Raw genomic sequence first — 22,445 nt, 5'->3', positions numbered from 1 at the left:
CACCTCGCATAGATATTTTTTTCACTTATGCATCACCGCCCACCGTGAAAACCAAACATCCTTCATCGGCGTCGGTGGCGGCCCCGCGGCTTCGAGATTTTCAATATATACGCCCACGTACAGCCCCGTCGTCGTCCCCGGAAGGTTGCTCGATTCAATCGTCAGCGCAGCGTCGTTGACCCAGAAATAAAAATTAGTCCCGTCGTATTCGAGCCGTAAAACATATGCCGTATCCGCCGCCACGGTCACGCCTGTATCGTTCGCCTGCAATGTCGTACCGTCCTTCGTACAGGCCTGCCAGTTCGTATCGGGAACACCTGTCGAAAACCGGAATGCGGCCAGGTGCAACGACGGGTCATCGGCGTTCGGGACGCCCGAAAACAGCCCGATCCAAAATCGGACATTGGTAATGTCGCTTCCCGTCCGAATCAGCGCGACGAATTCGGGAAGCCACGCCCGCTTGACAAGGGCTTCCGCGCTTACAAGCCCGGCTCTGGTGACGGCTATCCTGTCGGCCGTTATCTGCACAAATGCCGATGTCGAATCGTCACCGTTCCCGGCCGCCGCGCTCGTGAGCGTAACTCCGCCATAGCTTCCGATATCGGTAACATCGGTGCGGCCTATATTTGCGAGGCATTGCATCACGCGCTTCTGCATCGCAAACGACAAATTACGCGCCCGCCCGTCGCTGTCGCGATAGGCGAGATAGTTCTGGTCTGTTGCGATCAGCTTCGCTTTGCCCGCGGTACCGCTCGCGATTACGCTCTGTTCCGCGAGCGCGAGGTTGCCGTTCACGTCCAGCTTTTCATCGGGTGCCGCGACGCCGAGCCCGACGCGATCCGTCCCGCCGTCGAGCTTCAATAAATACTGGTCGGTGTCGCCCTCGAACCGATAGTCGATATCACTCCCAGCCTCGTTGAAAACTGTCTCCGTTGCGGTCACTCCGGTAACTGCAACAATCGTGTTGTTACTCGCATCCACGAGGCCGAAGGCGTTCGCCCCGATGCGCGTTTTCAGCGTGTCACCTGCGACCCCTTTCAGATCCAGGTAATTGCCGCCGCTGGTTCCGCCGATCAATACCTGCCCGCCCGCGCGCCCGGCCAGCAACGCGTATTGGCTATGGTCGTCGTCCGCGAGGCCGTCAAGCGCCCCGTGGTCGGCCACAGGTTCCGACGAAGAATTGCCCGGTATAAGGATTTGCGGCGCGCTGATGATGCTCGTGGGCGGCGCGGGACGAATCTTGGCAAGCGTTTCGATCATCCGCTTGATTACCGCTGCGCTGAACCGCCCGATTTCGCCCTTGCTGATCATTCTATCGCCACCGCCGTTGTGTCGAGCAAACTCAGCGAGCATTCAACCCCATCGCTTGTGACCCCGATGTTATAGGCCTTCACGACGCCCGTGTAGTCCACGCTTGCATCCCCGTCCTCGTCAACCGTGACCGTATAGCCCAGTTCCGGCTTTGCGGGCAGAACACCTTTATACTCGTAGTGACGCCGCTGCGCGAGCGCCAATTTATTCTGCAGGAATTGCCGCCCGATTGAGATCGCCGCGCCTTCGGATGCGGCTCCCACCGGATAGACCAGCACGCGAGGCGAGCCTGCACCGCCGCTCGATTTTACGCCCCCCCGCATTTTTTTGTGCGCATCTACTGCATAGTAGTACAGCGGATCGTTTTGAACCGTCGCGGACGTCTGGACGAAAACGAAACTCGTGCTGTTGGCTTCGATTTCAAATTCATGCACCGATGCCCAGTAGTAATCGCCGCTCTGCTTCGGCCCCGCCATATACTCGAAGACAATCCTGACCGCATTCACGGCGCGCTTCGCGAATGTGGTAGTTTCGGCCCGGACATTCGTGCCGAATACCTCCGGTGCTTTTTCGATCGAAAACCCAAGCGGCCGCCATGTGCCGGTGTGCGTACTGGTGTTGTAGTCGTCACAGCCATCCAGCCGAACCACGATTGTTCCGGCGGCGTTTTCTGTACTACGGCTCCAGCCCGCGATGACTCTATAGACCCCGATCACGATTGCGATCTTGTCGAGTGTCACTTCCGGAGGCGTTGTACCGGAGCCGAACCAGAAGTGGGCAAAATCCACCTCGCCGCCCGGATCGTGGCTGAATTCCGCCGTGAGCTTCGTGCCGGTTTTTCCATCCTGAAGCATGTCGATCCCGAAATTCCCGGCGCTCGTGTCCGTTGTGTTTGTCCCGTAGCTGAAGCTCTCGCCGCCCGCCGTTGTGCGTATCCAATTGTCGGGAGCCGCACCGCTCCCGGTTGCCTCCTGGTGCCACGCGAAATCAGGCTGTACCCGATTGGTTGTCTGGTCGTCAGTATACTTGACAATAACGCCGGAATAGCAATCCTCGATCGAAAGCTCTCTTTCGATTCTCTCGACGTGTGTCAACGCGATATCGACCGCACCGTTCGCCATAATAGCGAGCCGGAATTTCCCGCTCGTATGATCGAACCAGAAACGAACCTGATCCTCCAGCCCGACAGCCGCGATTGCATCATGGATCGCCTGCCATGCGGTTTCGGGCGAATCGGCCAGATCGTAATCGTATCGGGTCACGAATAAATTCAACACGTCGAAGTCGATATCGCTGTCCGTAAATCCTGCGCCGCCATAGGCCGCAGGCGCCTTCAGGATCGCCTTGACGATGTCTTCGAGCGAATACACGACGGAACCGGCATCGAGCGAAGCATCCTCATCATAAACAAAATAGGTGCCGGTATAGGTGCCGCTTGCGGTTCCGGCCAGCACGAAACAGCCGTAACGGGAATGAACCGTGTATTGCTTTCCATAGGTCAGTACGGTTGTGCCGTTCTTCACCTCCGGCGGCTCCGGCCCTATTTGCTTGCCGATCTTGTTCGTAACGGTATCACCGGTCGGAACCGAATCCCTGCCATCGTGATTGGCCGCGGTTGTGCCGAGTTCGGCCCGCCCCACGATCCCTAGCTTCCAGCGCCCCGCGGTGCCGGTATCGTCGGCGCCGGAATAATAGAACCATTCCGAGCCGATTAATATCCAGCCCGCGGGCAGAAAGCCGGGGTCGCTCGTGGTGTTGAGCTCTATCCCGAATGGCGGTGAGGTGCCGGACGAAATTGACGTGTATAGCTCGGCGGTCGCGCCGTCGGTGTAGCACTTAGCGCCTGTCGCGTCGGCTGGGTCGGGCCAGAGCGTATCACCTTGAAATGTCCCGAAATTACTTGAGGCCTTAAGCGGCACGGCTGTTATTTTTTGCGTGTCCGAAATCAGGCTCCACTTGTAGGAACCGTTTGCGTCCGGGCAGGCTGCTTGAAGCAGAATCCCGTCCCATCCCCAGCAGGTCACCTCGAGATACCGCCCGTCCTCGAATTCGACGAATACCGGTTTGGCGTGGACGAACCCTCGGAACCAGAAAGCCGAGTCCTTCTTAACCACAACCGTGCTGTTGAGCTGAAGCGGGTTGTTGCTGTCGTCGGTTTCGAGGCTGTATTTACTGGCCACGTCCACGCGGATATAGAGGGTGCAGACGGAAACACTATCGAGGTCCTGCGATATAGCGAAGCCGCTGACCGGCACGGTTGCCGACAGCCCGGTCGTACCGCCGGAATAGTTGTATTCGGGATTGCTGATCGTAACGGTGTAGCTCATGGCATAGTCAGATAAGTGTAGCTGTCCACCTCCACCTCGAGAGTAAACGGCCCTTCGCCCGACTTTTGCGGCGACATACATTCCGGCGAAATGAACGTAATTATGCCGCTCCATGTTTTGAAATATGCGTCGGTTGTTTTGTCCGGTGAAGCGGTCGCGGCCCCATCGGTCACGGTTACGCGCGTGCGCCGGCGCCAGAAATCCCAAAGGTTATTCATCGCCTCAAGCGAAAGGCTGGTCAGATAAAACTCGATAGTAATTTTTTTCGGGCCGGCATACGGCACGTCTTTGGGGTAAAGCGTCCCGTTCACATCGCGCTCCAGGACGGTCGTATCTCGTTCGACGCTCAGCCGCCTCGCGGGGCTGAGGGTAACAGTGGTGGCGACCGTGCCGCTTTCGGTATCCAGTATCGAGATTTCGTTGCGCGCGAGCGTCACATCGCACCTACCCTTGCGGCCTGTCCGTGGAGTTGCGCCGCGAGCGAAGCATTGCCGGGAGCCGCCGCGCCCAACAGCCTGCCCTTGACGGCGTTCAAGAGCGCCATTGCAATATCGCCGCTGTTGACAACCCGCACATCAACCGGCTTCGGCTGTTCCTGTGGCTTGCGCCCGCTTCCGAAAAGCTTACGAAGGCCGCTGAACAATCCGGTAAAGAGCGAACCGGCGAGCGCGCCCAGCGGCCCCGCGAATGCGCCGAGCGATGCAATGCCGGATACCGCGCTCGAAACCGCGCCGCCCCCGACACCGCCCAGCAGGTCGATCAACCCGCTGCCGCCGCCCGTAAGCGCGCCGCCTAGTGCGGAACCGAATTGCGGATCACGGATTTGCTCCGTTATCGACCGCATGAAATTCGAGCCGAAAGAAGGTGCGCCCGGCCCTCCGGCCGAGTCCGCAGGTGCTGCACCCACCAACCTGCGGGGGCCGCGGATTCGGGCCGAATTAATCAGGCCCGCCACCCTCCCAATCATCGCAAACCTGCCCGACGGAGGCGACATCGGGGACCGCAGCGGGGGCGGTCCACCCATAAGCGCCTCATCTATAAGTAATTCTTCGGCGGTTGGAACGCTGGTCAATATGTCATACAGTTCCGCCGCAAACTTTCGGTGAACATCCAACACGCCCGCGAGGTTCTTTTCCGAGAGCGCCTTAATCGAAACCCCCATCCGGTCAAACTCGAATACTATCGCGTCGACCATATCGGGCACAACCGAATGGCCGACCAGCTTATCCTTCAGCCACAGCCATTTTCCGTGAATCCAATCGAGCGCGTTTTTGACGATATTCTTTATGACATTCAACTGGTCGCTGATAAATTGTTTGATGCTGTTCCAGATGCTTTTCGACGTTTCAAGGATTGTATTCCATGCGCCCCTCCAGTCGCCCGTAATGAGCTGCATCGCTACCTTGACGATCCCCAGGATTGTATCGAGCGCAACCTTCACAATAACCTTGACCGTGTTCCAAGTCAATTGAAATATATTAGTAAGCGTCGGCCCCCACGCGCTCCACCATTCGGAAATGGCGGCCCCTACTACTTTTATTGTCGCCAATATGAGGGGCCAGTTTTCCTTGAACCAGTCGATTGTTTCGCCGAAGATATCGAGAAATTCGGCCTTAAGCGTTTCCCAGACCGAAAGCAAGCCGGGCAACGCCTGCGCCCATGCTTCCTTTACTACCTCGATGGCCTTGCCGAGATTGCCCTTGTCACCCTCACCGGTGACAACGGCATTAAGTTCGTCGACGCTTGTGCGTATATTTTTAAGTGCGTCCTGCACCATCGGGGATTCTGCAATCCATCCGCCGACAACCTCCTTGAAGTCGCCCCATGAGTTTTTAAGTTGCGCCATTGCGCCGCTGAATGTTTTAGTTTCCTGTTCCGCTATCACCCAACCGGCTGTTGAGTTTGCGAGCAGTTGATTCAATCGCCCCTGTGCGTCTTGTGTCATATCGACTTGAACGCCATAGCGCGCAAGGGCATTGACATCCGATATAAGCGTTTTGGCCAACAACGTACCGGCGGCATTCAAATCAACCCCATAGGCCTTGCTGAGTTGAATCGCCGCCTTTGCAGCGGTTGGCAGTGCATCCTCGCCCAGCCCCGTTATCGCGGCGATTTGCGCTGATAGGTTAATGACCGCGTCATCCCCAATAGTGGTCAGACGCTGTACTTCGGATGCGAATCGCTGGAGTTTCTTTGAACCTCGTTCGGTGTAAACCCCATGCGCCTGCATGGCGGCGTTGAGTTTGTTTATCGCGTCCGCCTCTGCGTTGTAGTCGGCAATCGAACTAGAGATAAATCGCCCCAATCCACGCAAGGCCTGTATTACCACAAATACCTTTGCGGCCAGCCACGCATATGCCTTCGCCGCGTTCATCGTGGATTCCCTGACGCTCTGCATCGACCGCTTCGCGTTGCTGTCGATATTTTTCAGCGTCTTGCTCATCTCGTCTTTCAGCTTCACCAGGATTTCGACCTGCTCTTTATTCATCGGCCAAGCCCCCGGTTAAGCGCCTGATTCTGACGCTCCTGTTTTTCACTTTCCATTTCGCTGTATTCGTTCGACAGGATGCTAAGCGCCTGAACGAGCCAATGGGGTTGATCTGCAATTCCGCCGGGGCCGGGTAGAAAGCCATTCCGGTAATGCACGAATAGGTTGACGCAGAACTGCGCGAGCGCGAGCCGCGGTATCCGTTTCCACGGACAGCCGCTGAAAAGTTCCTTCTCGCCATTGTCGTTTTCAATCGCATAGGTCAAGCGCTGGCAAGCGCATTTATGCTCATCGCCTTTGCAGTTCCGCGCTACTGAATCGTCGGCGATCCTGAGGTAAAACCCAGGCTTTTCTTTTCCTCCTCTGACAGTTCCGTCAGTTCGGCGATTCTGCGCGCAAGCTCAATCAAGGCGGGGCGCGGGATTTTATCAAGTATATCCCCGCGTACCTTCTTGATATTGAATGCGCCGCCGATCTTCACGGTATCGAACACCAGACGCACTTCCTTACCGTCTTCGTCGATGAAGTTTTCGACGTCGCGCAGGCCGAAAGCCACCATATCGAGTTGATAGCTCCCGATCTGCGGCCTGATATCGGCGTCGTTTTGAAGGATCGCGAGAGAATCCTGTAGTCCGGCGAAAACCCGATTGGAAAGCGCCTGAATGTGCCAGATGCTTTTCTGCTCGTCGGTGTCGCAATCGAGCGGCCCCGACCAGCCGTTAAGTTTTGACGATAATGCCTTCATGCCGTTTCCCCTTTTTGTTAGTTTAGGTCCACACAAACGTTGGATAAAACGCCGTGCCGGTTGGAACCATCAAAAGTTCGATCCGGTAACACACCACGCCGTTGACAATCTCGATTTGAGGTGCCGCATTCATGAAACCCTTCATCGTGAATGCGAACCTGTTTTTGGCCGTCTGGCCAAGCGAGATCGCAACCGCCACCTGATTTACAGGGCCGAAAATACCCGAAGCCGCCGTCTGCAATTGCTCCCAAAAATCATATGTCGAGACAGCCGGAGCCTCCACCAGCAGGCTCATGGTGCATCTGCGCCCGCTGATTTTCGCCGCCGCAAAACCATAGGTGCCGGCGCCCGACGGCGTCGGATCTATGACATTGCCGGTCCTGAGTTCGAATTCCCTTACCGTGAGCGTCGCTCCGCCGACAGTCAGGGTCGATGCCCCGTAAAATCGGATCGGCAAGCCTGCGTCTTCATTGATCGTCGGATTGCTGGTCTCGGACGGGTTCGCGCTCCAGAGCCCTCGTGTGCGCCAATTGCACTCGACAATCTCACCGGCCACGCCCTTGACGGTCAAGTCGGAAACGATGCTCGTCCCGATATGCTGAAGGCCGTCGACGTGCAGCTTTTGCGTTGCGATCACGACTTTGTCGGTATCAGGCGTGGCCGTAAGGGCATAGGTTGAGCTGGTCGCGGTAACGAGAGTCTGTTTGTATCCCGCCGATTTCCACAACGGAGCCTCAGGTATTGCGGTGCCGAGCGTGCCGGTTGTGGGCAGGCCGCGCAAGTCCGTCGTGAAGCTTGCCTCGTACCATTTGCGCAAAACCCGCCCGGCATATGGGTCGATTGTTCCGACTACCCGCTCGTCATCCGCAACCTCGACCTGGAGCGGATTGAATTCAACGTTGCGAATTCCGATCCTGGTTGTGCCGTCCATGTCCAGAATGGACAGCCGTTCAAATCGTGCCATCAGTAACTCCTTCTGTATCTGATTTTTAGAGCCAAATCCGCAATATAGGGCGCGTCGCCGTATATGCGGGGCGGGTCGGCGCTCATAGTAAGCGCCGCAAGACAAGTGTCGCCGAGCGTGAAATCCGCCAGGAGCGCATCGTGGATCGCGTAGGTGATGGTGTCGATGTCGGCGCGCGTCCGGGTATAGATTCTCAAGTTCATTATTTCGCTGAACTCGGCCTGTCCGGATTGCACCTGCGGGGAATAATCGACGTTACCGCCTGCCCATTGCAGATCGACCGCGGGATAATCCGAAGCCGAAAGTTCGCTGCTCGTCATCGGTGAATCAAAGACGGTGCCGACCGCGCTGATATTTTCAATCAACGTCTTAAGCGCCGCCAAGATTGTCGTCCGGCTCTGGAGTACGCTCATAACTTCGCAAGCTCCTTTACAAGGTCCTTCACCCACAGGCCGGCCTCAAGCGGGACAGGATTGCGCAAATAGCGCCGCTCTTTCAGGTTTAGCTTACGAGAGTGAGAACGCACGTTCTGGGTGAATGGCGCAGTCGGACGCCCGAATGCCTGATTCATTTTACGCTCATGCGCGCGAACCTGCACCGTGCCGCTGAAGCCGTACTCGTGAACAGCGGCATATTCGACATTCGTGCGCACGCCGGTTTCCCACATATCGCCGGATTGCCGCGGCGGGATCGGTTCGATTGAATTGCACAATCGCCCGGTCACAATCCCCGGAGCCTTGCCTTGCTGCCCCTTTACGCGCTGCGTGCCGCCCCAGTTCAAATGCCAGTCGCGCTTGACGCGCCCGACGAGCCTTTCCGGTAGCTGAAAAAGCATTTCGCGCAACCGCTGCGGGTTTTTCTCGGAAAACTCAAGAATGAGTTTCCAGAGTTTTTCATCGCCGCGTAACTCAATCGTCGTGCTCAAATCCAGTTCCCCCTGTATTTGGCAACTGCACGATTGAACACATCCGGGTAATCGTTGACGTATTTCTCGTAGCCCTCGGATTCCGAACCGCGGTTACGGCTCGTGATGCCGATTCGCGCATCGCCATCCAATGAACGCTTGAACAGCACCGCGACATATTCGGCAATCGCGTACTCGATATCCTCCGGCACCGCAAAGGTTTCGCCGCTTGCAAGGGGCAGGCTCGCGGTATCCCAGCCCGTCGTCGTATAGCCCGCAACATAGGTAACTTTGATTTCCGAGTCGCCGGCCGGAAATGTGCCGCGTAATGTGCTGGTACCGGTTGCGCCCGCCTTCGGATATAACAAATATCGTGAGTCGATTATCTCGTAATCCGTTGCGGCAATCAGAGTGTCGCTGAAATACAGGCTCGTAACGCTCACCACCGGCCAATGCTTCAAATACAGCCGTCTTGCCTCGTCGTCAAGCGTATACCGCTCGCTTGTGTAGGTTTGCTTGTCGAATACCCGGCCGGTTTCTGACTCGAACGCCTGAGATGCCTCGATACAAAGCTGCTTGAGGTGCGTATCCCATGTGCTTGCCGTGATGTTCAGCAGTTTCTTAACACGCGATAACCGGCAAAGAGCATAACTGGTCATTTAGGTTTCCTCGCGGACAAGCGGTTGCCACCACGGGCTTTTTTTTTCGGTGTCTCGCTTTCGGGTGCGGTCTCCGCCGCTTCGCCCTCGATGCCGTTCAGAGCCGCATAGCTTTCCACGCTCGCAATCTCGATCTGCCAGGCCGGTGGTACGCCGTCGATTTTTACGCCCTTCAGTACGCCGTCGATCACGAGCTCGCGCACCTTTTCGGGCGGTAACGAAAGCCGCTTCGCCGCCTGGCTGAGATTCAAAAACTGATTGCGCGGGCCCGGCTTCACGATATCGGGGGCGGGGCCGCCGAATCGCTCCGGCGTAACCCCGCCCGTGAATTCCTTTGTTCGGCCCTCTACGGAATTGAAATCGCGCTCGATTATTTCACACAGCCCATCGGCCAAAAACCGATTGGCGCGCATCAGGTCTAGCTCGTATTCCTGCCCAAGCAAATAGTCCTTCGCGCCACAAGCGCAATTAACGAGCATCCGAACCCAAATCGTATCAGGCCTCATGGCGAATCCCCTTTTTCGACAATTACTTCACGCCCGTCAGGGTCGCGGCCGCACCCACGAACGCAAGCTTGGCGTCGCAGAGCATTGTGGTCTTGAGCGCAACCTGGCCGGTCGCGAACAGATCGGTTGAAGCAGCGTATTCGGTCGCGAGCTCGACAGTAATTCCTTCCATCTCGAAATGGCGGTAGAACGACGGATCGAAAATGTACATTTTGCGGGCGCCCGCGGTATTGGCGGCGATGTAGCTGTTGCTGTATACCGGGTGCCCGTCGATTGTGGGCGGCTGGCCGAGAACAAGACCGCTGCCCCAGAGGAATTCACCGCCGGTCGCCCGCAGGTTGCGGACGAGCTTCAATGACGCGTCGTTGGCGAGAATCACACTGTTGGCCCGATAGGGCGCAGGCAGGGCGTACACGAAATTGATTATGTCGGTAGCCGCGAGGTTCGTACCCGCCTGTGCCGCCGTCTGCGTGATTGTTTCCGCGTTCAGCCCCTTCGGCTGATTAGTGCCGGTACCGGTGATCAGCTTGTCCCAGAGCGAAAGTGCGAATCGCCGCCCGTGGTTTTCAGCGATGTACTGCCCGATGTCGATCAGGCCGGCCGAATCCAAGTAATCGCTCCAGATTGTGATCGCCCCAAGTGTGCTGATCGACCACGCGAGCTGCGCAAGCGTAGGATCGCCCGCCGTGATGGCGTTCGCTTCGGCTGCCCAATAGGCGGTGCCAAGCGCGCTCTCGTAGGGCATCTTGCCGGTCGGTGTTTGTACGGGAATACGGTTGACCAGTGCGAAATACGGGCTGAACTCATCACGCAAGCGAATTACGGCCGCTTCGTATCCGACCGGGGTCAGGTAAGGTGAGCCGGAAACGGTCGATGTGAGTGCCTTCTGGCGCTCGTCGCGGTCAGCGTTTATTACGTCGTTTATTCGTTCGACCTCGGCATACCGCTTCTCTTTGATTGCTTTAAACAATCTACCGGCGAGAATCAGGCCGGCCTTTTCCTCTTCGGTATAAGGGCCGAGATTGCGACGGATTTCGAGCGGTACATTCGGCTTAAGCGGTCGCAGCAGCCCTGCTTTCTCGTAGTCGATTCCGAGCTCGCGCATCTTTTCGACCTCATTGGCGACCGCGTCAACCTTCATGACCTCGAAAGTGCCGCGCATGGCCTTCGAATCCGTGAGCGCCTTCGTGACTTCCGCCGCCTTCTGCTCGTCAGCTTCGATTTCCCGGCGCTTGCGGTCAACCACCTTTGCGGCGGTATCCCTCATTTTGCGCGTGCGGGCTGATTCTTCAGCCAATTGTCTGGCTTCAGCCTGCACCTTTTCGCCTAGCGCTTTCGCCTGGTCGAATGTTACGCCGGAATCCTCAAGCTCCTTGAGTTCGTCGTCCGTGAACCCAAGAGCCTTCAGCTCCTTCAGTTGTTCGTCAGTCCACTTCATGTTTCACCTCGGAAAATTTAAGTGCCCCTTTTTCCGAAGCCGCCACAAGCCTGCCTAGTAAGCCGCCTTTAACTCGGCGCATTACCTCCAGCCGCCGGAGCGTATCTCGGTCTGTGTTTATTGTACCAGATTTTACTTCCACCACAACCGCCTCGGCGTTTGCGGGAATCGGCACCGCGGATATTTCGACCAGCTTCTGTTTTTCAAAACGATATCCGCCGTTCTCCATTATCGTGTATTCGACGGGCAAAAAGCGCACCGAGAACGAGTTCAGCATCCCGTCGAGATAAAGCCGGCGCACGTCCTGCGCCTTCTGGTGTGCCGCGAATTCAGCCTTGAAAATGAGCTGTTTGTCTTCCGGCTTCACCCAGAGGGTTTTTCCGATGGGCAAATCGGAGGCATCGTGGGCGAAAAGGAACTGCGGATTTTTGCGATATTCGTCAAGCAGCCAGCCCGCGGCCTCAATGACGTCGCCGTCGCGGTCAACCGTGCTCGTTGATGCCACGCCTATTATCCAGCCGCGCTCGCCCGGCTCGCCGCCGATATCCTTTACGAGAGCCTTGCATGTTTGAATTCCAAGCTCTTTCGTCTTCATACTTCACCTCCGAAAACAGGCACAACGGTACAACGGCAATTTATGGTTTCCTCCGGGGCGTCCGCCAGCATATCGCCCGGATGGTCAAGCTGTGCAGCCCCGACGACGAACGGCGAATCAAGCGCCACAATTTGCCCGTCGGCTTCGATATGGGTTTCCCGCACCCGCCCGTCACGCGAGCTCAGCCATTCTTTCCGCTCGAATCCCGCTGCCCTAAGGCCTTCCATCGTGCCGCGGTTACTCGCGCCGATTACTTCCGTTTGGGCGATTCTTACACTTCGGTAGCTCTTGGCCTGGTTCATCGCATCGGCGACGCGCTGAGCGATCTTGTCAATTCCCTCACCAGCACGCACGCCCTCTGTCATTGCGGCCCGCAATTCGTCGGCGGTCGTGGCGGCGATTTTGGTCATCCGCCGCTCCAGCTCCTTGCCGAGCCACACGGCTATCCGCGGGCTGTCCGGATTGAACACGCCGTCCGCGCCGTATTGCGCCGCGGTATCCTCCAGAAATTGCTTCAGAATGTCGCTGACAATCGGCGACATCTTTGCTGCGAGTGCAATCCCTTCCAGTATCTCCGATGGAATGAGCGCCTCGATATCGGGAGCGGGGCCTTTAGTCACGTCCATGCCGCGATACGCTTTGCGCAAATTAGCTCGCACCTTCGCGCTCGTCTCGTCGAAATAATCATCCAGCAATCGCTTGACAACGCGCTCCCACGGCCTGACGCGCGAATCGAACGACTTCCACGCGGCCTTGCGGCGCGTTTCGCCCGCAAGCTGCTTTTTCAGCGCCTTTGGCTGATTGTCCGGGTTTGCGTCGTTTCCGCTGTCCTGGGGCGCCTGTGCATACGTGAGCGGCACTAGCGAGAACGGCACGAGCGGCATATCGGCTCCCGCGATATCGGGATAGCCGTATTTGCGCCGCGCCTCGTTAATCGAAATCGCGCCGGCCTGCAATAGCCGCGTCGTTTCGTCAAGCTCGTAGACGCGATCAACGGGGATATCGAGGTCGAATTTCCATCGCAAACCGCTCAGCCCGATGTTGGGCATCAGCCGCGAATTCAGCCCGTCCTCGAACCACCCGACATGCGGGGCGATTGTTTCACTCATAAATGTCGCGTCCATCGCCTCACTGTTGGCGCGGTTCACGTCCTGCACCAGGCCGAGCTTGGCCAGGGGCACCCTGCATATTCCGCAAATCTCCTCGCGGGTCTTGTCCATCGCGACAAGATAAAGCAGTTCCTCGAACTTGACCGGGAACGGCACAACCTCGGCGTCGCCGGGCAGGAATGCCACCCGGCCCGCCTTCTTGCTCCCCTTGTGGCGGAGTTCGAACTGGTACCGCAATGCCTCGATGTCTTCCTTGCGCGTCGTGTTCGTGAACTTCAGGCCGAATGGCGGGGTACTGTCGTTGTCGAGAAGGGCGTTTCGCGTTTTGTGCATTTTGGTCAGTTCGTCAATTGAATACGCGCCGGCACTTATCAGCGAAAGGCCGCGGATTGGATCGGCGGGATTCGGCCGCCGAAAGTAAATTATCTCGCGGGCGTCGAAATTGACAACCTTGCCGTTGCCGGGATCGTAGACATATTGCATCGTGCCATCGGCGGCGGGTTTTATTTTGAACCAATCACCCCGCATTGGCAGAAAGCCCGTTATCGTCCCGCCCCGGCGCACGATGTACCACATCACCTCGCCCAGCGCGTCAAGCCACATCGAGCTAAGGTACATGAGCTCGTTGTAGCTGAATTCGCCCTCCGGTTCCAGAAGCGCCGTCAAGAGCGGATGCGATTGCAGCGGTTCGCCGTTCGGCTTCACCAGCCGCGGCTCCGCACTCGAAGTTGCGGCCGCACGCACGTCAAAGCATGCGAACACCCAACTGTGTACGTGCTCGATTGCCTCTCGGCTGACCGTACTTCGTGAACCGAAGGTTGAATTAAAGCCGGGAAACAGCAGGCCCGTCACCTGCTGCATATCGGTTGCCTTGAAGACGCGGTAAGCGTTTGCGATCCGCTGGAGCAATGTTACGCCCATAGTATCTCCTTCAGCCCCTGGGAGATCGCCCCCGCGACAAGATATCGAAGCGCGTCCGGGCCGTGATCGTTTTGCTTCACGGGCTTTTCGCCCTCCGCACGCTCGTTGAAGATATAGTTTTGCAGGTCGCGAATCAATCGCTCGCAACGCGGATGAATCACAATCGCCGGTTTGTCGTCCCGGCCGAATAACCCGCGCACACGCAATATTCCGTCGTTTACGTCATTGAGTTTCGTACCCTTCGGTGCCTGCCACATCGCAATCCCGTACTCGCGGAATACGTGCGCGCCCTCCGGGGAAGCAGGATCGGGATAGCCCATCGCGAAGGGGACGCCGTAGAGTTCGCCGCGCTCGATTACGGCCTCGGCGCATTCCGGCAAGGTATGGCCGGTCAGGTAAAGCTCGTCGAAGATGAACACACAATCGTCGCCTGTCACTTGCGCGAACAGACACACGAATGGATTGCGAAATCCCCAGTCTATGCCGAGCGAAACCGGAATGCCGTCGAGCAGGTCGAAGTCCTGGACGTGCCACGGCTGCCCGTCTCGCTCCGGCATGAAGTTCGGATACACCGCGCCCGACAGCGCCGTGAATTCCGCAAGATATTCCTGCCTGAAAACCTCGTACATGCCCATTCGCCTGTATAAGCGTTCGAGTTCGTCGATTTCACCTTGAGGCAGAAACGGATTGGCATAACTGGTCATGTGCGACGTGAAATATCGCGGGTCGGTTCGCGCCTCATTTGCCCAGTCGTTGTGGGTGTCGTGGAAGTGATTGGCCGCGCCTTGCGGCGTGGTCAAAAGCATCAGCGTTCCGAGAGTGTCGGTTAGTGGCGGGAGCAGATATTGAGCCAAAAGTATTTGGCCGTTTTTGTTTTGTGCGTGCTCGTCGGAAATAGTCAGCACCGGCGCATCGCCTAACAGAGAGCGCGGGTCTTCAGTCGTCCTTCCCTCCAGTCTTGCATCCCAGGGGAGCTCGATATAACGTTCACGTTCGCTCTTGGCGACCGGAGCGCAGCCGAAGACCTGCTCGTCCACGATCCATCGCCACAAGTAGCGAAATATTTTTTCCGTTACGTCAGCCTCCGGGCCGACAATCAGCACAAGGCGTTTCGGGAGCATTCCATCCGGGCGATAGGCGAGTTCCAGCAGTGCCTCGTCAGCCGCCATTTCGGATTTCCCACCGCGTCTGCCCCAGCAGCACGAGATATAGCGCGCCCCGTGCAAGCGAGCGTTGTGAACTTCCGCTTGGGCTTTATGAGGATGGTAGCCTGTGCGCTCGCGTAAACGCTTGCGCAGAATCAGCCGCGATGCTATCTGCCTCGCACGGCTTATATCAACAGCTTCAGTTTTTTCCTTTACCGCGTTCAGCTTCCACTTTCCTTGCCGCCCTTTTTGGTCACCTTCACGGTAGCGACGGGATCCTCAGGCAATGCCGCCAAAAGCCCGGTCACCAGGTTACTTGCCATCGTCTGCGCTTCGGCGATGATGCGGATTCGACCGGCGTTTATCTCGGTCTTGTCCTCACCTTCGAAACGCTTGCCATCAAGCTCGATTATAACCGAGACCCTCAAATCAGGCATTATCTTGCCTCCACAAAAATTCCTCGCACTCGCGGGCGATGCGGACATTCATCACCCGCGTCCCGCAAAAAACATCCTCGTTCATGCCGTTGCCTCTTTTCGTTTCCCGTTGCCGTTTTGCCTCTCTTCCGCCGCCAACAGCATCAGAATTTCCGGCCCCAGCGCGCCAAGTTCTTCGGCCAATGCCTGAGCCGGACTCATTACCTGCTCGACCGCAAGCGTTTGCTTGGGCGGCGGGATATTGAGAGCACGGTATTTGATTTCCTGCGCCGTCTTGACAACGGCCATCATCTCCTTGAGTTCAAGAGCGTCGATCTCGGAACGTTCGCCGGCCTTGAAGCGCTTGTATTCGACAGTGAATTTCTCGGCCACAAGTGCCGCCGCCAAATCAGTCGTGCGCTCGGTCATGGCGTCGAACTGCATCTTATCGAACAGGACGGCGTGTTTGGCTTTCTCGATTTGTTCACTTCCGATCTTATTCCGAAATTCTTCACGCTTGCTTGCCCATTTGTTTTCAGCCGCTATCGTGGCGAGTGAACTCATGGAACAGCCGAACTTTTCACAAAGCTGTTCATACGACAAATTACTGGCAACGTAGTAAGCCTCTATCTCGTGCCAGTTGTATCTGGTATTGCCATGCGGCTTGCCGTTTTTCTTGCCGTTGCCGTTAGCCATTGGCCGCTACCGCCTCGCAACACGGTTGCCGGATTGCCTTGTTGCCGGTCAAGTCTTCCCAACGCTTCACTATCACGTCGCAATAATGCGGGTCGATTTCCATCATATAGCAAGTGCGATTAAGTTGCTCGCAAGCAATCAAGGTACTGCCGGAACCGCCGAATAAATCCAAGACAATATCGTTGTGTTTGCTTGAGTTTGTGATTGCCCGCATGCAAAGCTCGACAGGCTTTTGTGTGGGGCACAGTTCGCTCTTATGGGGGCGGTCTATTTCCCACACCTCGGTTTGGGTTCTGTCGTCTCCGAATGTGCTCTTGCCAAACCATCCATATAGGCACGGTTCATACATTCGCTGATAATTTGCGGGCGTTAATACCAGTTGTTGTTTTTTCCAAATAATCGTCGCCGACCAATGGAATCCAATCTCACAAGCTAAGAGCCGCTGGCGCATACCTTCGGGGCCGGGAGCCCCGAAGATGTATATGTCGCCGGGGCAATATTGCTTAATCGCCAACAGAAACACCCGACAGAAATCAAGCCACTCCGACGGCGATTGCTTGTCGTTTTCGATAGTTCTGTATTTATGCCGGGGGTTTTTTGAGCTTCCATAATCGACATTATATGGCGGGTCGGTGAAAACCATGTCCGCCTTCCTGCCCTGCATCAAATAGGCCACGCGGTCGGCGTCCGTGGCGTCGCCGCAAACGAGCCGATGATTGCCCAGCATCCACAGATCGCCCGGCTGCGTCACGGGTTCCGGCGCTTCGGGGATTTCGTCCAAATCCGCGTCCCCGTATTTGCCGTTCCCGACCTGCTCGAATTCGGGGAAGTGAACCGCTATATCATCCAGCAGTAGATTCTCGTACAAATCCGGAACCTCGACCTTGATATCGTCCAGCAGCGAAAATACCCCTTCCGTGAACTCGCCCGCGATTGCCGGATTGTTCAGCGTCAGGTTGAGCGCCTTTTCCTCCGTTTCCGGCAAATCGACAATCACGCATTGCGCCTCTGTTTCGCCCGCGGCCTGCAATGCCTTGACGCGCTGGTGTCCTCCTACGACATGCCCGGTTCGCCTGTTGAATACAATCGGCTGCACAAGGCCGAAGCGTTCTATGCTCGCTTTCAGTCCACGCATCGCGGCCTCTGTGATGGTGCGCGGATTATAGGGAGCAGGAATAAGCTCCGATAACGGCTTTGTTTCAATTTCGCATTGAGGCACTATGGCACCTCCGCCGACTGACCGGGTGATAGGTGAAGTATTATCCTACCGACAAGCGTAGTGATCCTGAAGGAAAACTCGCCCCACTCTTTCGGATAGTACTTGATCGTCCCTTTTGGCGAGATTGAACCGACGGTCACGAAGTTATGCGGATCGGGTTCGCTCGGTACGCGCACCTCCACAAACAGCGAATCGCCCGTCCTATTATGCAGCGTGATTGCCGGAATTTCGGGTGGATTGACCGGCGCGGGTGAACCGCCGCCGCAAGCGGCAAGGAAAAGCAACGCCGCAATCGAGAGGCATTTCGCCATAGGGCGATTATACCCCGGTTTTTCAAGTTTCGCCATATTCAAGCTCCTTTGAAGTATCGACAATTTTCATCCCGTAATCGTTGATACCTTCAATGCCGCGAAATTCCGGCCTTGGAATCAACCGATTCTTACGGAATGGACGATAATCGACGTAATGGTGGATCCGCCCGAAGCGCCAGGTTAAACGAGATACGTCCGGGTGGACCTTTACCAGCATCGCCGATTTCGGCAAGGTTCCTTCTTTTGCGTAAAACTCAATTGTACGGGGCCGGGTCAAGCTCGGCCAATTTGCGCGTCTCGATTCTATAGCGTTTCATCCTCGAAGATTATACCTCCGTCAGCTCCATCTGACTTATACTCGCAGGAAAATAAAAATCCACGCCGCGCCTTACCGCGCCCTCCGTCCGATGCTGCGTCAGCGCCCGCTCCCGCAGCTCATCCGCCACCAGCAGCGCCTCGGCGCGATCACGCGGCCACCAATAGCCTGCCGAGCCGCTGCGTATCGGCGCGCCCCATCTCACACGCAGCGCCTGAACGATTAATTCAACCTCCCGCTTGCCAAGTCCGAGCCGCATCCGCAAATCTTCGTTCCGGTATGCGACACCCGGAACGCCGGTCAGTAGATTAAACAGCGCCGCCATCTTGGCTTCGGGAACCGCCGTATAGTCGGTTTTCATTCGTTCACCTCCTTCAGCTCGATTATCGCTTCAATGACATTTTCGCCGGCATTTCTGACCAGATCGACGGTTAAAAACTCGATCTGTGAATCGTCGTGCCAGACCGTGCCGTTCGCGGCGTCCATGAAAAAACCGGCCAGGTTATCAGCGTCGCCCCGCCCCTTGCCCTTGAATTTGATCAACAGGTAAAGACAAAGCGGTACGCCGCGCTTGAACGGTTTCATTCGCCTCGACCGCATCGCCGCCCATAATTCCTGCCGCAAGAGATCGCGGCTTATCTGATACTCCGTGGTCATGTACGAGTGAACGTTGCCGCGCCGATCGGTCGTGGCCCGCGGGCGCTGTTTCGTCCGGCATTGCATTTTGACGACGAATTCAAGCCGGCTCATTTCACCAGCCCCCTTTTCCGCGCCCGTCGCAATTTCGCCTGAAGCGCCGTTCCGGAAAGCACAACCGGCACCCGCGATTTCGCCTCCTGCAGCGCCGGCGCAATCAACCTAATCTCGCCACGCTTATATCTCATGACGTACCCCGCCACACTCGCGCGATCGACGCCGTGCCGCGCCGCGACTTCCCTTTGCGTGTCGTGGCCTTCGAGATACTCGCGCGCAATTGCGATCTGCTCATGCGGCGATTTGCGTTCATGCTTCTTTTTCCGATTCATTTCGCCTCCCGCGGGTCGACGTCGTCAACCGTAACATCCCAGCCCCGCTTTGTAATGAATTTCAAATCGTAGCCATACGGCGTGGATTGCCATACGCAGCCTATAAACTCGCAATTCTCGATTTGCTCGTCGGTTAACTGAATGTACCCCCACTTGCGCCCCCAGCCGATTTTGCCGTAGCAAAGTCGTTCGCGCCCGTCCGATCCGGTCACGTAAAACACCGGCATCATCCGCAATGCAGGCGGCGAGCCCCCCGTTCGCGATTCGATCATCACTCCCATCGCCCCGGCCTTGTCGTATTCACGCTCGAACGGCTCGATATCGACAAGCGGGGACAATCCGTCCTTTGCTGCAATTGCGCTGACTTGCTTAGCGCGCATCGGTGTATGCCTCCTTCGCAAAATTCACCATATTCCAAAATTTACTTTCGCCGTTTCTGCACACGCTGCGAAGGCACGAAACGGATCTGACCTGTTTCGCCCAACAAAATCCGCGGCTGTCGTCTCTGTCGGTCGAAAGCGTCGCGAGGAAATTGTAGAAATCGGCGTTCGTGATTTTGTCTCGTTCACGTAACAGGCGAAGCGTTTTTATGTCTTTGGCCGTCGGCCTTTTGGGCAGGCGCTCGGCGTTCCAGCCCCAGAATTCATAATTGCGGTGGATAACGCCGAGAATCTGCACGGCTCTTTCGACGTCCAGCGGGTCGGCCTCGACGGACGCGACGATCTCCTCGCTCTCGTCGCTCCATCCCGGCGGCGGCGGTAATTTGCTGGCTTTGCGATACTTGAGCGGGTTGTATAACTTGAATTTGGGCAGGTAATAATACGCCGGGGAGCGGCCCATTTCATCCGTCCCGTAAAGTACGACGCTGCCCTCGTCGGCCATTTTCTTTATCCATCGCTCCACGTCGGCGACCGAGACTTCCATCAACTTCTTTGGGTCGTTCGAAAACGCCCTCGAGCGAAACACGCTGGGCATGTACCTGCCGCGGCCCCAATCATCCCGATTGTACGGCGACAGCAATTGAAACCAAATATGCAGCGCATCACTCACCTGCCCGGGAAATTGCTCACCCAAGCGAATCGCCAACGTGCTTTCCTGCCAGTTGGCCGAAATCAAAACCGAATTCGCCATATCCGCACCTCCGCGCGAAGCGCGCTTGATATCTCTTCTTTTCTCTTCTCTTGTCTTGTCTTCATGCAGAAATTTTGGGCGACCTTGGAAAATTTTGGCCGAACTTCCCCGATGTTGGCGAATTTTGGCCGTTTTCCAAAAGGCCGGCCGCAGCGATCGATGCTATGCCGGAGGCTCATCGCCCTGCCTCCAAAAGCGTCATTTGGCTCAGCCGCCGCCGCAGCAGCAGCAGCAGCAAGCGCCGGGAACCAGAACTCGCTTTACCTCTTCAAGCATCGCGGCGTAAAGCGGGGTCGCTTCCTCTCCGTCATTGGCGATTGGGCGCGGCGCTCCCGGCAAGCCTCGTCCGAGCGCTCTTTCCCGGTTTGCGATTAATATGACTATCCAGCAATCACGACAGACGTATTCACGCTCGCCGGATTTACTGCATGGCTCCGTGGTGATATCGCGGCCGCATTTTCGGCAATAAATCGCCGTGGTTTGCAGGTTTGACTTGTTCCATCCTCTAGGCGTGTTTATGTTCGGCATCGCTTTCCTCCTTCTCAAGCGCGGATTCGATGTGCTTTCGCTGCCAAGCGCGTTCCGCTGCTCCCGCTGCATTAGCTACTCCCGCTGCCCGCGCTGCACACGCTGCATCCGCTGCCCCGGCTGCCCGCTTTGCCCTCGCTGCATCCGCTGCCCACGCTGCGCACGCTGCCTCCGCTGCCCACGCTGCCCGCTTTGCCCTCGCTGCATCCGCTGCTCCCGCTGCATTAGCTACTCCCGCTGCCCGCGCTGCACACGCTGCATCCGCTGCCCCGGCTGAAGCCGCTTTCATTTTCCGTTCGTTCCCCGGCGTTGGATTTTTCGCATAAGCCAGTTGCGCCTCTATCGATTTCCGCGGACGCTTGTCCCTTGGGAACCGCTCCTCGAAAAGGTGCAAAACGCGCTTCGCACATTCTGCGCGCAGCTTGTGGCAGAGCGGAGGATTGACGTGCCACAAAAGCCAAAGCGTCCAGTCAACCGCACTACCGTCGTCCGGCGCGCCCCGGATTATGTCGAGCGGCGAGTAGGCTTGCTTCCCCGCAGCGCGCGCCCACTCGATTGCCGACGAACACGCCCCAAGTACAACGGCCCTTTCGATTGTCATTTCGCTCATTCCATCCCCTCCTCTTCCGCAAGCGCGGACTTTGCCAACATTTCAGTCGCCACGCGACCCCACAGCCACGCGGCATAATCATCCTTTTCAGCCGCGAAGCAGTCGGTGACCGATACCTCGCCGCCGATACTCTCGACCCATGCCATCAGGTCGGCGCAAGCGCGCCATTCACGCAACGTTTCCAGGCTGACTTTGATATTGCGCGAACCGGCGAGGGAATCCGGCAATTCGGCTCCCCGCAGGTCGGCCCCCCGCAGGTCGGCTTCCAATAGATTGGCTCCCCACAGGTTGGCTCCCCGCAGGTCGGCCCCCCGCAGGTCGGCTTCCAATAGAAAGGGCATGGATAAGACTAGGAGCAGGCAGCCCGCTCCTTCCCCGTGATAGCGCGCATGGCGGTCGCGGGTTGAATCCACGGTCAACGGTAGTTCATGCCATTCAAATCGGCATCGCCCGCAGACGCGTAAAATGCTTTCGGGTTGCCGCTTTATTTCCCCTTCGTTTAGATATAAGTCGCCCTCGTGATAGTGGGCACTTATGTGCCGCCAGCCACACTTCGGGCACTTTGCGCGTGGATTAAATTTATTCATCCTGCGCCTCCATCAGCCTCCAGTTTGCATAGGAATTTATACATCTGCGGGTCGTTTCCGTCGCACGCGTCCCTCAGCGCGGCGAAATCGCCCGGCAGCAGTCGCCGGAATTCCCGAAAGAATTCCTTGCTTTTTTCCACAGGCGGCATTAAATCGGCCGCCAAATTCACCAGATCACGCAATTCTGCAATTCGACGTTGCGCACTCATTTGTTCCTCCAGAAAAAATCAATCAGTTTAACCAGCGGATCGCGCTCGCGCATCAGTCGCGCGTAAAATTTGCGCGCCCACTTGTTCCCAAGCGACTCGCCGCGTTTGTTACCGGTCAAGTAGAGGAGCCGCTCCTGGTCGAACTGACCGGAGCGGTGGCGGCGCTCCATAAGGACGCGGATCCGCCGGTCGTCAATTTCCGCGTCTCTTTCCCAGGCGCGCTTGAAGCAGGCCGAAAGTGGAATATGGGCGTGGTTCATTCGGCGGTGTCCTTTACGCCCAAAA

29 protein-coding genes and 1 pseudogene are annotated in these 22,445 nt (G+C 57.0%); all 30 read right to left on the bottom strand.

Annotated features, from left to right (window positions below):
* Positions 1-21: 21 nt before the first annotated feature.
* The 30 genes and pseudogenes from HRF49_07670 to HRF49_07525 all read right to left on the bottom strand — a co-directional run bounded on the left by HRF49_07670 (position 22) and on the right by HRF49_07525 (position 22,420).
* Complete coding sequence (locus HRF49_07670; GenBank protein MEP0814526.1) at positions 22-1,311, bottom strand: hypothetical protein; 1,290 nt, start codon at positions 1,309-1,311, stop codon at positions 22-24.
* Positions 1,308-3,638 (bottom strand): hypothetical protein, encoded by a 2,331-nt coding sequence (locus HRF49_07665; GenBank protein ID MEP0814525.1) that lies wholly within the window; start codon positions 3,636-3,638, stop codon positions 1,308-1,310. Before HRF49_07665 ends, HRF49_07670 begins: the two co-directional genes overlap by 4 nt.
* Positions 3,635-4,075 carry a hypothetical protein gene (locus tag HRF49_07660; protein ID MEP0814524.1) on the bottom strand — a complete coding sequence of 147 codons (441 nt, stop codon included), beginning with the start codon at positions 4,073-4,075 and terminating at the stop codon, positions 3,635-3,637. Before HRF49_07660 ends, HRF49_07665 begins: the two co-directional genes overlap by 4 nt.
* Positions 4,072-6,126: a hypothetical protein gene (locus tag HRF49_07655; GenBank protein MEP0814523.1), complete on the bottom strand. Its 2,055-nt coding sequence runs from the start codon at positions 6,124-6,126 to the stop codon at positions 4,072-4,074. The genes HRF49_07660 and HRF49_07655 overlap by 4 nt, the downstream gene beginning before the upstream one ends.
* On the bottom strand, positions 6,123-6,392 hold the full coding sequence (locus HRF49_07650; protein MEP0814522.1) for a hypothetical protein: 270 nt from the start codon (positions 6,390-6,392) through the stop codon (positions 6,123-6,125). Before HRF49_07650 ends, HRF49_07655 begins: the two co-directional genes overlap by 4 nt.
* 44 nt (positions 6,393-6,436) lie before the next feature.
* Positions 6,437-6,871: a hypothetical protein gene (locus HRF49_07645; GenBank protein ID MEP0814521.1), complete on the bottom strand. Its 435-nt coding sequence runs from the start codon at positions 6,869-6,871 to the stop codon at positions 6,437-6,439.
* Between the two features lie 22 nt (positions 6,872-6,893).
* Positions 6,894-7,835, bottom strand: a complete 942-nt coding sequence (locus tag HRF49_07640; GenBank protein MEP0814520.1) for a hypothetical protein — start codon at positions 7,833-7,835, stop codon at positions 6,894-6,896.
* Complete coding sequence (locus tag HRF49_07635) at positions 7,835-8,248, bottom strand: hypothetical protein (protein ID MEP0814519.1); 414 nt, start codon at positions 8,246-8,248, stop codon at positions 7,835-7,837. The genes HRF49_07640 and HRF49_07635 overlap by 1 nt, the downstream gene beginning before the upstream one ends.
* The gene (locus tag HRF49_07630; protein ID MEP0814518.1) at positions 8,245-8,670 is read right to left on the bottom strand and encodes a hypothetical protein; all 426 of its coding nucleotides are present in this window, start codon (positions 8,668-8,670) and stop codon (positions 8,245-8,247) included. Before HRF49_07630 ends, HRF49_07635 begins: the two co-directional genes overlap by 4 nt.
* A gap of 86 nt (positions 8,671-8,756) precedes the next feature.
* Entirely contained in the window at positions 8,757-9,398 is a 642-nt protein-coding gene (locus HRF49_07625; GenBank protein MEP0814517.1) for a hypothetical protein, read from the bottom strand.
* Positions 9,395-9,904: a hypothetical protein gene (locus HRF49_07620; GenBank protein ID MEP0814516.1), complete on the bottom strand. Its 510-nt coding sequence runs from the start codon at positions 9,902-9,904 to the stop codon at positions 9,395-9,397. Before HRF49_07620 ends, HRF49_07625 begins: the two co-directional genes overlap by 4 nt.
* 22 nt (positions 9,905-9,926) lie before the next feature.
* Complete coding sequence (locus HRF49_07615) at positions 9,927-11,342, bottom strand: phage major capsid protein (GenBank protein ID MEP0814515.1); 1,416 nt, start codon at positions 11,340-11,342, stop codon at positions 9,927-9,929.
* Positions 11,329-11,937, bottom strand: a complete 609-nt coding sequence (locus HRF49_07610; GenBank protein ID MEP0814514.1) for an HK97 family phage prohead protease — start codon at positions 11,935-11,937, stop codon at positions 11,329-11,331. The genes HRF49_07615 and HRF49_07610 overlap by 14 nt, the downstream gene beginning before the upstream one ends.
* On the bottom strand, positions 11,934-13,967 hold the full coding sequence (locus HRF49_07605) for a phage portal protein (protein ID MEP0814513.1): 2,034 nt from the start codon (positions 13,965-13,967) through the stop codon (positions 11,934-11,936). The genes HRF49_07610 and HRF49_07605 overlap by 4 nt, the downstream gene beginning before the upstream one ends.
* Positions 13,958-15,136 (bottom strand): hypothetical protein, encoded by a 1,179-nt coding sequence (locus HRF49_07600; GenBank protein MEP0814512.1) that lies wholly within the window; start codon positions 15,134-15,136, stop codon positions 13,958-13,960. Before HRF49_07600 ends, HRF49_07605 begins: the two co-directional genes overlap by 10 nt.
* Before the next feature lie 197 nt (positions 15,137-15,333).
* Positions 15,334-15,549 (bottom strand): hypothetical protein, encoded by a 216-nt coding sequence (locus HRF49_07595; protein MEP0814511.1) that lies wholly within the window; start codon positions 15,547-15,549, stop codon positions 15,334-15,336.
* Positions 15,550-15,630: 81 nt separating this feature from the next.
* Entirely contained in the window at positions 15,631-16,224 is a 594-nt protein-coding gene (locus tag HRF49_07590; protein ID MEP0814510.1) for a hypothetical protein, read from the bottom strand.
* Positions 16,217-17,443, bottom strand: a complete 1,227-nt coding sequence (locus HRF49_07585) for a DNA modification methylase (protein ID MEP0814509.1) — start codon at positions 17,441-17,443, stop codon at positions 16,217-16,219. Before HRF49_07585 ends, HRF49_07590 begins: the two co-directional genes overlap by 8 nt.
* Positions 17,443-17,790: a hypothetical protein gene (locus HRF49_07580; protein MEP0814508.1), complete on the bottom strand. Its 348-nt coding sequence runs from the start codon at positions 17,788-17,790 to the stop codon at positions 17,443-17,445. The genes HRF49_07585 and HRF49_07580 overlap by 1 nt, the downstream gene beginning before the upstream one ends.
* Positions 17,777-17,986, bottom strand: coding sequence for a hypothetical protein (locus HRF49_07575; GenBank protein ID MEP0814507.1), 210 nt, complete (start codon positions 17,984-17,986; stop codon positions 17,777-17,779). The genes HRF49_07580 and HRF49_07575 overlap by 14 nt, the downstream gene beginning before the upstream one ends.
* Before the next feature lie 94 nt (positions 17,987-18,080).
* Complete coding sequence (locus tag HRF49_07570) at positions 18,081-18,431, bottom strand: hypothetical protein (GenBank protein MEP0814506.1); 351 nt, start codon at positions 18,429-18,431, stop codon at positions 18,081-18,083.
* A complete protein-coding gene (locus HRF49_07565) occupies positions 18,428-18,820 on the bottom strand; it encodes a RusA family crossover junction endodeoxyribonuclease (GenBank protein MEP0814505.1) in 393 nt (130 codons plus the stop codon). Before HRF49_07565 ends, HRF49_07570 begins: the two co-directional genes overlap by 4 nt.
* Positions 18,817-19,095 carry a helix-turn-helix domain-containing protein gene (locus HRF49_07560; GenBank protein MEP0814504.1) on the bottom strand — a complete coding sequence of 93 codons (279 nt, stop codon included), beginning with the start codon at positions 19,093-19,095 and terminating at the stop codon, positions 18,817-18,819. The genes HRF49_07565 and HRF49_07560 overlap by 4 nt, the downstream gene beginning before the upstream one ends.
* Positions 19,092-19,475 (bottom strand): hypothetical protein, encoded by a 384-nt coding sequence (locus tag HRF49_07555; GenBank protein MEP0814503.1) that lies wholly within the window; start codon positions 19,473-19,475, stop codon positions 19,092-19,094. Before HRF49_07555 ends, HRF49_07560 begins: the two co-directional genes overlap by 4 nt.
* Positions 19,465-20,226, bottom strand: a complete 762-nt coding sequence (locus HRF49_07550) for a hypothetical protein (GenBank protein MEP0814502.1) — start codon at positions 20,224-20,226, stop codon at positions 19,465-19,467. The genes HRF49_07555 and HRF49_07550 overlap by 11 nt, the downstream gene beginning before the upstream one ends.
* A gap of 207 nt (positions 20,227-20,433) precedes the next feature.
* Positions 20,434-20,754, bottom strand: a complete 321-nt coding sequence (locus tag HRF49_07545) for a hypothetical protein (GenBank protein MEP0814501.1) — start codon at positions 20,752-20,754, stop codon at positions 20,434-20,436.
* Positions 20,732-21,364: a hypothetical protein gene (locus HRF49_07540; GenBank protein MEP0814500.1), complete on the bottom strand. Its 633-nt coding sequence runs from the start codon at positions 21,362-21,364 to the stop codon at positions 20,732-20,734. The genes HRF49_07545 and HRF49_07540 overlap by 23 nt, the downstream gene beginning before the upstream one ends.
* A 224-nt stretch (positions 21,365-21,588) precedes the next feature.
* Positions 21,589-21,705 (bottom strand): annotated as a pseudogene (locus tag HRF49_07535) (pentapeptide repeat-containing protein).
* Between the two features lie 242 nt (positions 21,706-21,947).
* A complete protein-coding gene (locus HRF49_07530; protein MEP0814499.1) occupies positions 21,948-22,160 on the bottom strand; it encodes a hypothetical protein in 213 nt (70 codons plus the stop codon).
* The gene (locus tag HRF49_07525) at positions 22,157-22,420 is read right to left on the bottom strand and encodes a hypothetical protein (GenBank protein MEP0814498.1); all 264 of its coding nucleotides are present in this window, start codon (positions 22,418-22,420) and stop codon (positions 22,157-22,159) included. Before HRF49_07525 ends, HRF49_07530 begins: the two co-directional genes overlap by 4 nt.
* Between the last annotated feature and the right edge of the window lie 25 nt (positions 22,421-22,445).

This window comes from bacterium (genome assembly GCA_039961635.1).
Taxonomy (GTDB): domain Bacteria; phylum 4484-113; class 4484-113; order JAGGVC01; family JAGGVC01; genus JABRWB01.
Note: the sequence above shows the minus strand (reverse complement) of the source record. Positions and strands in the feature narration are given on the sequence as shown.